Source organism: Psychrobacter glacincola (assembly GCF_904846215.1).
Taxonomy (GTDB): domain Bacteria; phylum Pseudomonadota; class Gammaproteobacteria; order Pseudomonadales; family Moraxellaceae; genus Psychrobacter; species Psychrobacter glacincola.
This window is the reverse complement of the sequence record NZ_CAJGZK010000001.1, coordinates 91894-107461: the sequence shown is the minus strand read 5'-3', so window position 1 is coordinate 107461 and position 15568 is coordinate 91894. Positions and strand designations below refer to the sequence as shown.

Sequence of the window (15568 nt, the reverse complement as noted above, 5' to 3'; positions counted from 1 at the left end):
CTTTGCTTTTGCAAATTTTACGGATACGCCTTTCAAAGGCAAGCATGCGTTCATCTATAGTCATCTCATTAACTACTATTACAAATAACAATTTTCAGCAGTGGTGAATTATAATGTCTACGGGATATAGTCGCGGCGGTTCAGTTCAGATTCTGAGGGCATATGATTAATGCTTTAAACATTTATACTCTTTGTTTGAATGTGATAACTCACTATATCTTCTTTAAATTAGACTGATTCTTGAGCTCAGATATTAAATAAGGTGCAAGTAAATCATCCAGCTCAAGGTTAGTTTTTAATTTTACTTGATTAATAATTTCTATAAGAGTGACAGTGTTCTGATTAAGCTCATCCTCAAGTTCAGTTATTCTCTCTTTTAATCCTTTATTAGTGTCAAGAAGAGCCTGACGTGTTTTTTTGTTGACGTATAGCTGCTCTTCTTTTTCATTCAAGTTCAATGGTAAAAGCTGTTCTGTGGTATATTTTTGGATTAATGCTTTGCGTTGTGGCGTACTAAGCGTACTCAGACCGCCTTTAATATGTCCTTTGGCAGTAAGTCTCTGGTGCAAAGCAGTATTTGAAATAGGTGATTTCCCAATGCCTTCTTGCACCATTTCTTTAAGCTCGTTTTCAAGAGCTTCGTTTAGCTCGTTGCCTCTTAGCATTTGCCTTCTTCCTCATCATTAGCTTTAATCTTTTCATATTCTAGTGAAAACAGTTCAGCAAGTGTCCTCGGCTGAGAAATTCCAGTATCTATTACGTTATATATATTTACTGGAATTTCATTACTGTAGCCAACCATGATTTTTTGTTCAAAACGCTCAATGTTTTGAATTTGCTCTTTTACCCTTAGCGTAAATTCAGAATTATCAGATAAGCTTTTAGTTTGCTCAATCATTCTATCTTTAGTAAGCCTTAAATTTTCAAGCTCGCCCAAACGCCCTGTCACCGTAAAGTTGACACAAGATGCACCCGATTGGCAGGCAAGTCGCTTGGGGCAGCCGTGAGCCGCTATATTACGCATGCATGAGCCAAAGGGTAGGGGATGTAAGTAGGCATGGGTATCTATGAGTTCTTTTGCTTTGTCTGGCTCTGTAGGAGCTAATTCATTAAAAGCTTTAGCAATATCTTCAAAGTAATAATCTCCCATAGATTGTTCGATGAAATTCGATACTTCACTACTACTATCAAAAGTATGTAGATTGTTTTTCAAATTGGTTTCTAGGTCTTTATCTTTGTTGAAGAGCATCAAACCATATTCTAAAATATCATCAATTGGGCTTTTTATATGATCCTTTACAGGCTGCATATGCTGTGAAGCTACCATTAACTCATTAGAGGTCTGAAACTGACTACTGTTACTAGTTAAACTGGCATTTTGGCTGATTTGTTTAATACTCAAATGTTGATAGTGTTTGTTTTGCTCAATATCAACACGCCCCATTAGCATTGCTTGTAAGTGGTCTGAAATTTCAGCAATAGCTAAGAACGTATTAATATTATGGCGAGGGATGTGACTACTTATTTTAGAGACTTGACTGTCCTTATCTTTAAGGCCATATTTTTCAAATACTGATATGTTATTAGTTGAACCTAAGAAACTATTTATGATATTTATATCCAGTGGAGTAATATTTGTCTTATTTATAAGATTGCGAGATAGAGTAGTACTACCACTCTGTACAATAAACAAGATATCCTCATAGGGGATATTGACTATTTTACCCTCAAACGCGAACTTTTTATTTATAGGTTCTTCAGCATCGTAATTCGCTGTTGATTTAATAAATTCGTTTAAGGTATTCTTACTATAGAGTCTCAGCTTACCTTCTCCGTCAGATTTTACTTGAGCGCTTCTAAATGTCTTTAGTATGGAATCTCTCCGACCACCACGTCCTCTTGTTCGTTTTTTTGAGATAAATAAATGATCGATTAAATCGTCTAACTCGATTAAATCATCAGGCATTTCATCAATACCTTTAGGAAGAAAGTCTTTTAAATTTTTCTGCCTCAAATAAATTAGATGCTCTCGATACTCTTCAGTAAGCTCCAAGGTATTTTGTATAATACTTTTAACAAGTGTAATAGAAGACGGTTCGACCCAGTGGGTTCTCTCGCCAGCCCCTTTTGCGCCATAGTAGCGTATACCAAGCATGTACTGTATTTTACCATTAATACTTATAGGATCATTGGTCTGCGGATCTAACATAGGCCTTTCGATTAGACAATCTTTCTTCAACATTATTGTTTCAGTCGAACGAAACCCTGTTACGATAGATAAAAATAGCGAGTTTAAAAGTATTTTTTCACCTGCACTCTGACAAAGATTTTTAAGAGAAGCAATATTTATAAAGGTTTGAATCGAGATTAACTTTTCTGCATCTATTTGGCTTTCGTCAATATTCAGACCTTCAAGAAGCTCTTTAGTCATTCCTGCTTTCTGTGTTCTATTTTGCTTATTAGCGTATTTCAAATCAACTTCAAACTCTAACTTCTTAGAAGTAAATCCATGTTTATTTACAATATCCTGCAATCTTTTGAAAGTTCCGACATGATTTGGGATATTTGTAGCACTACTATTATTCTTTAATAAAAAGTAGGCATGATTAAGAATCTCGGTTGACAGATTTATTGGCTGCGTGTTTTCGGTAAGCTCTTTTAGCGAATAGAACCAACGTTTTAAAACTAATAGTTCAGCTGCGAGTTTTTGTGGTGAAACCTTACCATTAGCTTGACGATAGCTGTATACCAACATCGCTTTACAAAAATATTGATAGTCTAGTGCTACCTCTGTAGTAGATAGGCCTTTTAATTTATCTATTAACCCAAAACTTATGCTTGATTTACCTCGTGAAAGTAACCAGCTTGAGCCAGTATTATTCTTTAGCCACGAGGTATCTTCCCATGAGGCATCATTAGATTTGCGTAAGTTATTTTCAAAATAATTTTTTTGCTCATTAATGAACTTATTGTAATTAGTCATCTGCATTTTTCACCTCAACATTTAGTTCACAGCGCCTAACGACCGACTCTATTTCAAATTTAGTAGCTTCGTGAATAGCAATGATTGGATTTGATGAGTTATAAACAGCATCAGAGATATGTACGATGGATTCTAGTTCGTTTTGAACACACTCTAAAACCTCTGTATGGTTACCGTTTACATAAGGGTGAAAATAGACACATCCGTAACAACTACGCACAGGTTCAAGAAAACAGTCAGCTTTATAGCTACATTTGCCTATATTGCTATGAACCTTATTATTAACGAATCCTACTATATTTTCTCCATGGCTATGCTCATGAGTAATAATATCGCCAGTCATTAGCATAGCTATCATTTGCTGGTAAACAGGGTTTCTACCAAGTGCAATTGCTCGAACTTGAGCAAGATTGGGCGATGAAAAAATGTAATGCCTAGCGGTGACTAAGGATGAATGGCCTAAAATATAAGCAATGTCTTCAGCACTTGATCCTGATAATGCCATCGAATAGGCTACATGATGACGGAATTGAGTGCTTGTATATCTAATTTGAATCCATTCACCATTTAAAACTTTTTGCCGATATTTCTGTGGTGAGAATTCAAAGAGCTGCTCATTGATGGCGGTAGTGCAGTAGGTTACTGCATAATCACCTAGATCAAAAAGCTGATGATTCATGGATAGCTTAAACTGTTTGATATACTGCAAAATAACTTTAGCGATTTCTTCAGGTAGTTTTATCGAAATCTTAGCATGATTGAATCGTCCCTGTTTGGCATAAGGTACAAGTATGCTATAACGCATATGTTCACCTTCTTCTGTATAGGTGTCTATTTTTATATCTTCAACAGAAAGCTTAGATAATTGGACGGGTCTCATACCAGTTACGTAGATAAGACCTAGAATAGAGGTATTTTTAATAATATTGTCCGTTATTAAATTTCTCTTAGTAATTTCTAAATTTAGTTTCGCAAAGCCATTTTGTATCATTGTGATGGCAGGCTTACTGATGGCGTCTTCAGCTTCTTGATAAAAAAGCTGCGAGTTGAAATTCGATGGTCTTTCTAAAATCTCTAATTTGTCCTCATCTGATTCTTTAAATAAATCAAAACCTTCAACAATCATTAACTTTACGAATAATTTGACTCTATAGTAATCACGAGAAGATTTTATATCTTTCGCTTGCTCTAGAAGAATAGTTTCAAAAGACTTATAAGAAAATTCCATATCTCTTTCTGCAAGTTCATTGAACAAACTTTTTATTTTATTAGCGGATAAGTATAAGTTTGACGGACTATTAATTTGAATATAGTACGCTAGGAAGTACTTCAACAGTTTAACTTCGTGATAATCTAAGCCGTCAAATTTAATTATGTTTTTAAGTCCAGAGTAAGTAAAATCCCAAGTATCAGATGTGCTATTGATAAACTTAGCATCATACCTATCAGCAAGCATAAACCTAATTACAGTAGGAACATGTAGACTGTCAATTCTATCTATCTGAGCCTCAGAAAATAAACGATGACTCAAGTGCTCAGGAAATTCGGGCACCAGATTGGTATTATTCATAATGTGTATCCACTCTTGTAATTCTTTGAATATTAGCTAAGTTGGCATTTTCTGATATAAAGCGGCTGGCATATAAATATGGCATAGTGCTATTACGAGACCAGCCTGCCATTTTTCTTAAACTTTCAACAGCGTTCTCCATTGCCTTCGCCCTGTTATGAGTGCTTAGATATGATTCGTAGCTATGTTTAAGCATCATATATGCCCATGTATGCCGAAGAGTATGAGCTGAAATTTTATCAATAGAATCTATATAATTAGTGTCAAAATACTGAGGATACATACTTTTCATCTTCTCATTCATTACAGTTATAACTTTTTTGAAACCCGATTTACTAAGAGGTGAGTAGGGTGCTTGTAAGGATAGAAATAACATATGGTTTTCAGAGTCTTGGGATCTAATGTTGTTGATATACATATTAATAAATTGAGCATCACTCTTCTCTAATAGGATGGTTCGAACAGATTGAATATTCTTTATCTGTGGTTTTGTCGTACGAACGTCTGTTTTATCATGTGTATCAGTTATAAGAAGATAGGTATTGAGTGTTTTCGAGTCGGCTTTAATTGAGTTAAGAGTTAAGAGTAGTAGCTCGCCAGTCCTCAAGCCATAGTTTAGAAGCAAATGTACAATGAGGAAATTTCTTAACTGCGCCTTTTTACCTTTAAATAAAGGTTCTGGTGCTTTAGGTGAAATAATAGAATATAGAGCTTTTTTCATCTCCTCAGTAAGGCTCTTGAAGTTTGATCCATTTTTATGAGCTTTGTGATGATTAGAGGATAGGTTTTTGACAAGATCAGACTTTTGAGAAAGTATAGACTTATATCTAGCTATTTCAGGGCTTATAGATTTACCATGTACTTGACTAAAGGTATCTAATAAATAGCTCAAATAGCTAATGATAGCTCGCAAACGATGTGCAAGCGTATTGTAATTGATTGAAGGATTGCTTCCCAATCTAATAAGTTTCTGATCGATCTCTTGCATATTTTCCAAATATAATATAAAGCTATCTACTTCTTTAATCATCAATTCTGGATTGGATTTATATTCTCGGAAATACTTGCAGAATGATTGATTATGTTTTTCTCGCCAAAATTCATACCATTGCTTAATGCCTTGTAAATAAGCTTGTTGTGTTGATTCACTTTTAAATTTCAATGAGCTATTAATATAAAACATAGGATATAGACAAGGAAGTGCAGTAGTGCTATCAAACAACAAGCTGAGCTGATTTGAGTTGTTTAATGTAATAGATTTTATTTTCAGCATTGAAAGTTAATCCTGCGAATATATGAACTTTTATGTAGGTATCTCTTATAAATTAATATTATATTAATACTCTCTACGAAGCAATGATATTCGCTTAAATCTATAGGTGATAATAAACATTTATTTCTTAATCATCTTGATGAAGACTACGATAGTCATAATAGTAAAAAAACTATTATTGTTGAGTGATATAATCAACGTAAAATAATTATTATGTTGAACTTCTAAGCGTGTCTATATAATCAGCCCAGTCTTGCATCATTTTCACCCTAATGTCGATTTCATCAAGTCTGTTATAAGCACCACCATGAGTATCTTTTATCCTATGACCTAGCTGTAACTCTGTTACGATATCTGAATATCGCAATTCAGGTTGTTCCATAAGTAGAGTCTTAGCTGATGCTCGAAACCCATGAGTGCATTGAATATCTTTGTATCCAAGCCTATGAAATATTTGTACTAGCGTTGCTTTGCTAATATAGCTATTGCTTGAGGCACGCATCGATGCAAACACATGTTCTTTGTGACCTGTGACTGCTTGTATTTCTTGTAAGCGCTGAATAACTTGATTTGCTAGCGGTACTACTAAATGCGATACCATGTCCTCACGACCTTCGCCTTTAGTGGGAGAAAACGCCCATAGCTTATTGTCCCAATCTATATCTTGCCAGCGCATAGAGCGCAAATCGATACTACGCACAAAAACATACGGTAGTAAATTCATTGCCTCTAGTGCTATTTTGCTTGCGCCTTTAAAATTGGACATATCGTTTAGAAGAGTCGCAAACTGATCAGGCTTGGTAATTGCTGGTAAGTGATTGCCTGAGCTAGCAGGTGCAAGCTCACCACGCGTATCAATAGCGACATTTCTATCGCATAACCCTCGAGCTACAGCAAATGAAAATACCTTTTCAGTATAAAGCCGAGTGCTGGCACCAACGAAGGTTGCTTGATTTTCATTATTTTGAATCGCCTCACATACACTTAATATCATCTCGCTTGTGATGTCGTTCATTCTTAAGTCGCCAATCTCGCGACACATATATCCTAGACATAAATCCCAAAATTTAAGCGTTGACTCACTAAATACGCGCTTATTAGATTTACTATGGTGACGACTTGATGTTTTGTGGTCTCGCCACGCTTGTGTGATTTCAGCAAAGGTAGCGTTCTTTAGATGAGCATACTTATTGACTTGTTCTTTTTTATGAATAACCTTAGGGTCAGAGCCTTGTGCGACCGTGCTAAGTATAGTTTCTGCTCTATACTTAGCTTCATATAGGCTGATATCATCGATCTTACCTAGCATCATCCTAGGACGCTTGCCATCGATATGTGGATGAGCGTAACGCAAGTAGTATTCCTTTTTACCATTTGGATAAATACGGATACTTAGACCTGCGACACCTGAGACACTGACCGAGTAATCTTTATCTCGGCATTCAAGTTTGTTGATATCATTTAAATTGTTTACCGCCATGAGGTACATCCGTAAGCTTTATAAGTAAGGTAAATTGTGAGAGTTAATTTATTATCTCTGTGCTTAGATTTAAATTTAGAGCAATCTTTGCACATGTCTTATAAATCCTAAAAAGTGTCTTCTGAAAGATATAGGTTGATATTGGACACTAACATGGACACTATTATTTATTATCTAATTAATAAAACCTTTTAATATAGGGTTTGTAAGTATAATCATCCCCAAGTGAAGGTTGGGGATGATTATAGTATAGTGGAGAAAGAAGGGGTAAGCTATTTTTTTGTTGATATATATGGTGTTTGAAGGAATAAACTTCAGATAGATTAAAAGTAAGAGCGCTGTTTGCTATTGGCAATAGAGTTCTTCGACATATTTGCACGAAAAACCATGCTCCTGTACTCGCACAGAATAACTTAATCAGGGTGATAGTGCTGTTCTGTGCAAATTTGGAAGGTATCAACTCAATGCTTTAGATTAAGATATCTCAGTAAGAACGAGAGATGTTAGAAAATACCAATGAATGTTTCACTAATCAGGAAGGCTCTTTTGGTGGCTCTAAATGAAAACGTATTACAACGTAGTTAGCTATGATAATAGCAGCTATAAGGTGCATACATATAGACTTGGACCTACTGAGATGCCAAGTAGGAGCATTGTTAGAGCTTGTATACACTTTTATCAATGATACACAGTACTATGCATTCAGAAGAGGTATTACTTTTACTTTGAGCTGATTGTTACTTGGTGGCGAATACTTCTGTACCTAACGTGTTTCAAGCACGTTCGCCTTAATGATGAAGTTGGCTAAGCTACCAACAATCGGTTGATGAGTAATTTGTTTATTAGGTGATGATTAGGAATGACAGATTATTCAGAGGGCTTATTGTGCAGTATGAAGGTAGTAAACTTAGCAATGATGAGTAGAACAAGTTTATCAAACAGGTTAACTAGCGACATGGTTTAATACGTTAAGCTCGATTACGATTACACTAAGATTAATTAAAACTCTACACATTAATTACTCAAGATATATCAGTATAGTAATTATACTAGCGGTGATTACAATGATTATTTAAACAGGTAACACATATTATGGTTAAGCAATTAACAACCAGACTGACTAACGATTTACTGTTTAATTATAACCCCATGAACTTATTATACGGTAGCTCTAGTTTAACATAATATACATTATGCGAAAACAAAGTAATGGTTTTAGAAGTTGGGCGCAAAATATTTTATTTAGCGCTATTTGTAAATCTGCTCATTCATTTCTATCTTGGATTCAACACTAAAATATATATTGCTTCCCAATTAATATTTCAGCTAACGACAAGCCTTTTGCAAATGTTCTCGTAAAGATGCCCCATCCTCATCTAAGATTACATCCGCCACTTGGCACGCAGAATTATCACAGGACAATTCATAGTAAACCTTATGACCATGCGCTAAGCTGACTTGAACCAAGCCTGTTGTCGTTACTGAAAATAGCTTGTCTTGTGCATAATCAGGATCTTGAGAGTTCCACAATACATCATAACCCACATGACAGGATGTTTTCGCTTTAGCAAAGTAATCTTGCTCACGCTGCATGGCAGCCCTTAGCTCTGGATTGGCATATTGTTGTAATACCACTGGCTTATCCATTCCTTGATTATTCACATCCTGCTGGTACATGTTGGCGACAGTATCAATTTTCATGGCAAAAGCTGTCTGTAACGGCTGCGTTAGATTGGCAGTAGCCGTGATAGCAGAAAACCCTATTGTGAGCATGATTATGGAAAATATCATTTTTTGCATGGTGGCCTCCATGAAATATGACGTTTTGAGTATTATATTCATTAAATCACATACAGATTACTACGTTACCGCTCAATTGTGTTTATCAGATTTATGAAACAAAAATACTGTTTACATAGCACTATTATATTACATAGCACCATTATAAACTTTGATGAGTTATTAGTACTATTAATGAGTCAATATGAATTTAATTGAATATAATGTAATGTGTGTTTTGGATTGACTTAAATAAGCTACGATAAGGATATTGTTATGATGCCGTCTACTCGTTTTAATATTTCTCAGTCTTATCTTTATAAGCTATCGGTCGCTGTAGGTTTTGCTTCAATACTGTCAATCACAGGTTGCCAATCTTCTGCTGAGTCCAGCGCTACTTCCAATCAATCAACCGGCAACCCATCTATGCCTGTAGTCTCAGACATGAGCCAGCAAACGCTCAAACAGCAAGCACTGCGTATCCAGCGCGCCCTTGCCAATAATGACTTTGCTCGTATCACAGACGATATCCATCCAACTCGCGGCGTACGTTTTTCGATGTATGCCTACGTGCGTCTTGATACGGATAAAGTCTTTAGCCGTGAGCAGTATGCTCAGTATCTACAACAATCAAAAATTCGCTTTACTTGGGGTGAAAAAGACGGTACTGGCGAGGCATTGGTGGTACCACTACCAGAATATCTAAGTACTTGGATTGAGGCTAAAAAATATAATAATGCGCGTATAACTATTAATGCGTTTGAATCTCGTGGCAATATGATTAATAACGTCAATGAGGCTTACCCAAAATCAGATGTGGTAGATTTTCATTATAAAGGCACAGCTGAATATGATGGTATGGACTGGCGTGGCATGCGCTTAGTGTTTGATGAATATCAAGGCAAGCGCTATCTGGTAGGTATTATCAATGACCGATGGACAGTATAATAATAGAGTAAGTATTTGATTTATTAAAATATTTTACAGGATAAGGGCAATGCATTGTTTGTAATGTACTGCGCTTTTTTTACTTTAACGCGTATATTTATTTTTTGATATAAATAAATCCTAAAGTCTTGGCTCAAGTGGCGTTTGCAAAAAAAACTTCACCATCAGCTCGTAGATCTCAGGATAAGCATCTACCAGCTTTTCAGGCGTTTCAAAAAATACTTCACTAAGCACCGCAAAGAACTCAGCAGGATTGGTCGTGCCATATCGATCGAGCCCTGACTTACGATGGGTCTGAAAATCTTCAAAATCCCGCGCCATAATCTCCGTCCAACGTGCAGGATCCATATCCGGTTGCAATGGCGGAAAGCCATTAGCGCGACCATTGAGCATATCGAGCTTATGTACAAACTCATGAATGACGACATTATGCCCATCACGCTCGCCTGAGTGTTTGGCATCCTTCCATGACAGTATAACGGGACCACGCTGCCACGCTTCGCCGCTACGATGTTGAGTGCCTTCATGGACGATACCGAACTCATCTACAGTGCTGCTGTCACTTTTATACGAACCAGGATAAATAATCACTGATGACCAGCCAGCGTACCATTTCAGCCCTAGATTCAGTATGGGCAGACAAGCTTGCAAAGCAATAGACTGTCTGACCGTGTCTGTAATCTCAAAACCTTGAGCGCCGTTAATAGATTTATCGTCCAAAAACAACGTCGCCAGCTCAAATAAACGAATCATTTCCTCCTCGTTTAGCCGCTCAAGTATCACAATACGCTCAGCAGCCTGTATCCAGTCTGCTTTGGTAAAGTCACTATCATCGAGTACACGCTGGTTATGCCAGTCTTTTAATATACTAAACATGTTCTGTTATTCCTCTAATGTTAATGTTTGGACAGAATTAATCCTATAGTCAGAGAAAAGTAATATCGCTACATCAAGTACTGCTGGTATCAATTTTTCTTGCTTGCTGTAGCTAGCCGACAGAGGCTGCAAAAAATTTATACCCGCAGCACTGTAGCGTTTTTGAGATATTTTAACTATATCTTATAGCTCTTTGCGAAAGATATGCCTAGAGATATAATTTTCTATGCTCCGTGAGACGATTTTATTACATTTATAGTGACAGACTTTTGCTTATTAAAATAGATGGTATAGCAATTGCATCTAATTACGAGAATTGGCCTCAATTTTTGTATTTTAACGTAGCTTACGCAACCTTAAAGCATCAAACCCTTGTTGTGTACTACCCCATAGACATTGTATAGTCTAGATAGGACATATAATAAACATCAGGTATCGGGCAGGTACTGTACGACAGGTATTAAATATTATACTGGTGAGTTTGACTATCGTAGCCCGTTCTATTAACCATACTGTACGACAGTATCAAGGATGAGCGAGGTATTTATGAATCAGAAATCAGCCCAATCTCAAAGTCAGTCCCAGAATCAGTCTCAAAATGAAGATGAAAATGGCAGCCAAAGCCAAAATCAGACTCAACAACAAACCAAGTCTGCAACCACAGATGCTACCAAGACCACCATAAAAAATGCCCCACAGAAAGATGAAAAAAAGCGAGAAAGCTTCGATGAGTTGCAAATTGCCAAAGGTCAATATCGACCAGTGGCTCAAATGGTTGGCAACTGGCTCGACAATATCAACAGTGATGCTCTCAACCATCTAAACGAACAAGCAGAAAACATCTTTTACCGAAAAGGCGTCACCTTTACCGTCTATAGCGATGCTAAAAATATCGAGCGAATGATACCGTTTGATATTATTCCACGCATCATTGCTGCTAGTGAATGGCAGCTGATAGAAAAAGGCTGTAAACAGCGAATAACGGCGCTTAACGCATTTTTGCATGACATCTATCATGACCAAGCTATTATGAAGGCCGGTATCGTCCCTGCCAGCTACGTCTATGCCAGCGGTTGCTATGAGCCTTGGATGATGGGCATTGAGCTGGACAAGCCAATCTATTCGCACATCAGCGGTATCGATTTGATTCGCGATGAGACGGGTCGATTCTGTGTATTAGAGGATAATCTGCGTACCCCTTCTGGCGTCTCTTACATGCTTGAGAGTCGCAGCATATCAGAGACACTATTGTCTGATATGTTTGCGAATACTCCTATTCTGGGCATCAGTGATTACCCAAAGCGCCTCAAAAAATGTCTTGCCAGCTCGACCAGCAAATATGATCCACAAATTGTTATCCTGACCCCGGGACGTTTTAACAGTGCCTACTATGAGCATGCTTTTTTAGCGCACGAGATGAATGTACCGCTGGTACATGGTTATGACTTGGTGGTTGAAGACAGCAAAGTCTACATGCAAGGTATTCGCGGTAAAGTTCAGGTCGATGTTATTTATCGGCGTATTGATGACCCCTATATTGACCCATTAGCATTCGAATCCAGTTCTATATTGGGCGTATCAGGGTTGATGAGTGCTTATCGAGCTGGGACTGTGGTTATCGTCAATGCTCCCGGAACTGGCGTAGCAGACGATAAAAGCCTATATCCCTTTGTCCCCGATATGATTAAGTTCTATTTAGATGAAGACCCTATCTTGCCTAATATTGAAACCTATCAATGTCGTAAGCCTGATGAGCTGAGCTATGTGCTCGATAACTTAGACAAGCTGGTGGTCAAAGAAACTCAAGGCTCAGGCGGCTACGGGATGCTAATCGGACCGACTTCTACCAAACAAGAAATCAGCGACTATCGTAAGCGCTTATTGGAAAATCCAGCTGGGTTTATTGCTCAGCCAACCATCTCGCTCTCCACTAACCCTACCGCTGTCGCTGATGGTATCGCGCCGCGCCACATCGACCTGCGTCCATTTATACTCAGTCATGGCGATGGCTCGGTGGATATTGTGCCTGGCGGCTTAACCCGCGTAGCCATGGTTGAAGGCTCCTTGGTCGTCAACTCCTCTCAAGGTGGCGGTATCAAAGACACTTGGGTCATTGATGATAGTGATTTAAATACTGCTTATTCAAATAATAGCTTGCTGGCGTCTGCCAAGACATCTTCATATAGCCATTCATCACTAGAGCATGGTGCTACTGATCACGCCAACTATTATGATCGTGTACAGCCTATAGAGGCCGGGTATGAACATCTGGGTGATGCCCCGATGATATTGCTACTGTCTACCGCCAGTCATTTGATTTGGCTAGGTAGATATAGCGAGCGGCTCTATTATTACGACAGCATAATGAAACAGCTGGTCAAAGGCGATCTCAAAAAATCACAAGTACAGCATCTCATAAGTCATTTGGGCTTCGAGGCGGATGCAAATGAGTCGTTAAAAGTAATGAAAGCGCAGATGATGACTGATTTGGAACAAAAAATAATACCAAATGTGGTGCAATCAATTGAGACCAATGTCCAAGAGGCTAAGGGCGTGATCGGTAAAGACACCGCTGAGTTATATAACTTGATTAAGCGCCTATCAAGCGCGGGCACTTATCGGGCAGCAACCTTACAACTACATGCGTGTAATGCTGCTATGAAACAAGAGCATCCGACGGTGACTTGCTTTTGGCAACTTGGGCGGCACTTTGAGCAGCTGGAGCGTGCTGTTTTATTAGATGAGGACTCAATGGCAGCCAGTCTCGAATTTAAGTGTTGGATCAATGAGCTACCAGAGAACACCCGCTGGCGTGAACTGACGCGCCTGACCAACCAGATGATCAAATCAAAGCAATTTAGTGACTTTAATCTAATAACCAAAGAGTTCAATAGCATATTGCGGCAAGGCGTTTAACATAGCAGCAGATTATAGATATTCCCTGAACATTAGACATCAGCATATTTGACAAGACAATAGAAATAGAGTGGATAGCAGACCAGACAATGGCTACGACAAAAGGATGATGTTATGAAACTTCAAATCAGCCACCAAACCAATTATTATTATGACGAGTTAGCGCAGCGCAGCGTACAGTATATTCGTATGACCCCGATGCAACTACCACACCAAATTATTCATCGGTGGGATGTTATGCTGCCAAAGGTAGCGACCAACCAAAAAGACGGCTTCGGCAACGATTGGCTAACCCTCAGCCGCAACGAGGCGCATAATAACTTACAAATGCAGGCGTCAGGTATCGTTGAGATTAATACCGATACCGAGCGATTAGAGGATATGGACAACGTCCCTTACTTGTTATTTACTGTACAAACTCCCTTGACCAAATGCTCAGAGGCGATGCGCGAATTTGCAGCCCCTTACCTAAAAGACCCCACCCATGACAGCCTGAAAGCGATGGCCAATGCCCTTATCATGAAAATGCCTTTTATAACAGATATGACTCATGTTGGGACAACGGCTTCTGAAGCTTTTGCTACTGGTGCGGGCGTGTGCCAAGACCATACGCATGTGTTTATAAGCCTCTTACGAGATCAGCAGATTCCAGCACGCTATGTGTCAGGCTATCTGTATGACGATACCGAAAACCATATGGCCAGTCATGCTTGGGCAGAAGCTTGGTTAGAGGGTTACTGGTATACTTTTGATATCTCCAATCAAGCGTTTCAACCAAACTCGCATGTATATGTGGCTATCGGACGCGATTACTTAGATACCGCACCGGTACGTGGTGTCAGAATGGGCGGCGGTTATGAGAACCTATACAGTCAAGTGCTGGTCACGCGGCTATCATAGGGTCAGATGTGTTAATGTCAGATACTTGAGTATCAGATGTATGCTTGTTTATTGACCTTGTGCCTCTTTAAGGATACGTTATGACTTATTGTGCTGCCATTCGCTTAAAAGATGGTATGGTTTTCGCTAGCGATACTCGTACCAATGCGGGTGTTGATCATATCTCTACATTCAGAAAACTGTATCAATATGGTATCGAGGGTGAGCGCTTCATAGTATTACAAACCGCCGGTAGCTTGGCTACTTCGCAGGCGGTCTTTACCAAGTTGCAAAATGATATTGACCAGCGTACAGAGAGTAACCTCAATACCACGTTGACGTTATTTGACGCCGCGCAAATGGTCGGCGAATGTATGCGTGAGAAGATGAACCATGCAAAAGCGGTCGCTAATGCGGATGTCGACGGCTCGTTTACCAGCTCTTTTATGCTGGGTGGCCAAATAAAAGGCCAGCCGCCTGAGCTATATATGATTTATCCTGAGGGCAACTGTATTCGAGCCACTGAAGATACCCCCCTTCTTCCAGTTGGGTGAGAGCAAATATGGCAAGCCCATTCTTGATCGTTCTGTCAATTATAATACTGATGTCAGGCATGCTGCCCGCGCGTTGATGCTTTCATTTGATTCAACGATTCACTCAAATCTTTCAGTAGGTATGCCGATAGATTTTGTGCTTTATAAAAATGACAGTCTAACCTTGCCCAAAGGCCGCCGGGTCGATGAGCATGATGAGTACTTTAATACCATCCGTCATCAGTGGTCAGAGGCGCTACGTCGCACTTTGGTTGAATTACCTAAATTGGCGTTAAGGCATTGGGACGTGAGACTTATTTGAGACTATTTT

Annotated in this window: 10 protein-coding genes and 1 pseudogene; 4 read left to right on the top strand and 7 right to left on the bottom strand. The window is 38.6% G+C overall.

Going from position 1 to position 15568, the window contains the following annotated elements; translation table 11 throughout:
• Window positions 1-212: 212 nt before the first annotated feature.
• From JMW90_RS00405 to JMW90_RS00380, 6 genes are all read right to left on the bottom strand, one after another.
• On the bottom strand, window positions 213-665 hold the full coding sequence (locus JMW90_RS00405) for a hypothetical protein (protein WP_201561156.1): 453 nt from the start codon (window positions 663-665) through the stop codon (window positions 213-215).
• Window positions 659-2983 carry a hypothetical protein gene (locus JMW90_RS00400; RefSeq protein WP_201561155.1) on the bottom strand — a complete coding sequence of 775 codons (2325 nt, stop codon included), beginning with the start codon at window positions 2981-2983 and terminating at the stop codon, window positions 659-661. The genes JMW90_RS00405 and JMW90_RS00400 overlap by 7 nt, the downstream gene beginning before the upstream one ends.
• Window positions 2976-4553, bottom strand: coding sequence for a site-specific integrase (locus tag JMW90_RS00395; protein WP_201561154.1), 1578 nt, complete (start codon window positions 4551-4553; stop codon window positions 2976-2978). Before JMW90_RS00395 ends, JMW90_RS00400 begins: the two co-directional genes overlap by 8 nt.
• The gene (locus tag JMW90_RS00390) at window positions 4546-5826 is read right to left on the bottom strand and encodes a site-specific integrase (protein WP_201561153.1); all 1281 of its coding nucleotides are present in this window, start codon (window positions 5824-5826) and stop codon (window positions 4546-4548) included. The genes JMW90_RS00395 and JMW90_RS00390 overlap by 8 nt, the downstream gene beginning before the upstream one ends.
• A 211-nt stretch (window positions 5827-6037) precedes the next feature.
• Window positions 6038-7306, bottom strand: a complete 1269-nt coding sequence (locus JMW90_RS00385) for a tyrosine-type recombinase/integrase (RefSeq protein ID WP_201561152.1) — start codon at window positions 7304-7306, stop codon at window positions 6038-6040.
• Window positions 7307-8632: 1326 nt separating this feature from the next.
• Window positions 8633-9106, bottom strand: a complete 474-nt coding sequence (locus tag JMW90_RS00380) for a hypothetical protein (RefSeq protein ID WP_201561151.1) — start codon at window positions 9104-9106, stop codon at window positions 8633-8635.
• Window positions 9107-9361: 255 nt separating this feature from the next.
• Here JMW90_RS00380 and JMW90_RS00375 point away from each other — a divergent pair, with 255 nt between their 5' ends.
• Entirely contained in the window at window positions 9362-10033 is a 672-nt protein-coding gene (locus JMW90_RS00375; protein WP_201561150.1) for a hypothetical protein, read from the top strand.
• Between the two features lie 120 nt (window positions 10034-10153).
• On the opposite strand, the gene JMW90_RS00370 is transcribed toward JMW90_RS00375, so the two are convergent.
• Complete coding sequence (locus JMW90_RS00370; protein WP_201561149.1) at window positions 10154-10909, bottom strand: M90 family metallopeptidase; 756 nt, start codon at window positions 10907-10909, stop codon at window positions 10154-10156.
• Window positions 10910-11455: 546 nt separating this feature from the next.
• On the opposite strand from JMW90_RS00370, the gene JMW90_RS13975 reads away from it, so the two are divergent.
• The 3 genes and pseudogenes from JMW90_RS13975 to JMW90_RS00355 all read left to right on the top strand — a co-directional run bounded on the left by JMW90_RS13975 (window position 11456) and on the right by JMW90_RS00355 (window position 15559).
• Window positions 11456-13825 (top strand): circularly permuted type 2 ATP-grasp protein, encoded by a 2370-nt coding sequence (locus tag JMW90_RS13975; protein WP_201561148.1) that lies wholly within the window; start codon window positions 11456-11458, stop codon window positions 13823-13825.
• A gap of 114 nt (window positions 13826-13939) precedes the next feature.
• A complete protein-coding gene (locus JMW90_RS00360; RefSeq protein WP_201561147.1) occupies window positions 13940-14725 on the top strand; it encodes a transglutaminase family protein in 786 nt (261 codons plus the stop codon).
• Window positions 14726-14805: 80 nt separating this feature from the next.
• Window positions 14806-15559: pseudogene (locus JMW90_RS00355) on the top strand (proteasome-type protease).
• The last annotated feature ends 9 nt before the right edge of the window (window positions 15560-15568 follow it).

What these genes read in the sequence shown, in the direction of transcription:
- JMW90_RS00405 (WP_201561156.1), bottom strand. Translation starts at nt 665, where the DNA reads ATGCTAAGAGGCAACGAGCTAAACGAAGCTCTTGAAAACGAGCTTAAA.
- JMW90_RS00400 (WP_201561155.1), bottom strand. Translation starts at nt 2,983, where the DNA reads ATGACTAATTACAATAAGTTCATTAATGAGCAAAAAAATTATTTTGAA.
- JMW90_RS00395 (WP_201561154.1), bottom strand. Translation starts at nt 4,553, where the DNA reads ATGAATAATACCAATCTGGTGCCCGAATTTCCTGAGCACTTGAGTCAT.
- JMW90_RS00390 (WP_201561153.1), bottom strand. Translation starts at nt 5,826, where the DNA reads ATGCTGAAAATAAAATCTATTACATTAAACAACTCAAATCAGCTCAGC.
- JMW90_RS00385 (WP_201561152.1), bottom strand. Translation starts at nt 7,306, where the DNA reads ATGGCGGTAAACAATTTAAATGATATCAACAAACTTGAATGCCGAGAT.
- JMW90_RS00380 (WP_201561151.1), bottom strand. Translation starts at nt 9,106, where the DNA reads ATGCAAAAAATGATATTTTCCATAATCATGCTCACAATAGGGTTTTCT.
- JMW90_RS00375 (WP_201561150.1), top strand. Translation starts at nt 9,362, where the DNA reads ATGATGCCGTCTACTCGTTTTAATATTTCTCAGTCTTATCTTTATAAG.
- JMW90_RS00370 (WP_201561149.1), bottom strand. Translation starts at nt 10,909, where the DNA reads ATGTTTAGTATATTAAAAGACTGGCATAACCAGCGTGTACTCGATGAT.
- JMW90_RS13975 (WP_201561148.1), top strand. Translation starts at nt 11,456, where the DNA reads ATGAATCAGAAATCAGCCCAATCTCAAAGTCAGTCCCAGAATCAGTCT.
- JMW90_RS00360 (WP_201561147.1), top strand. Translation starts at nt 13,940, where the DNA reads ATGAAACTTCAAATCAGCCACCAAACCAATTATTATTATGACGAGTTA.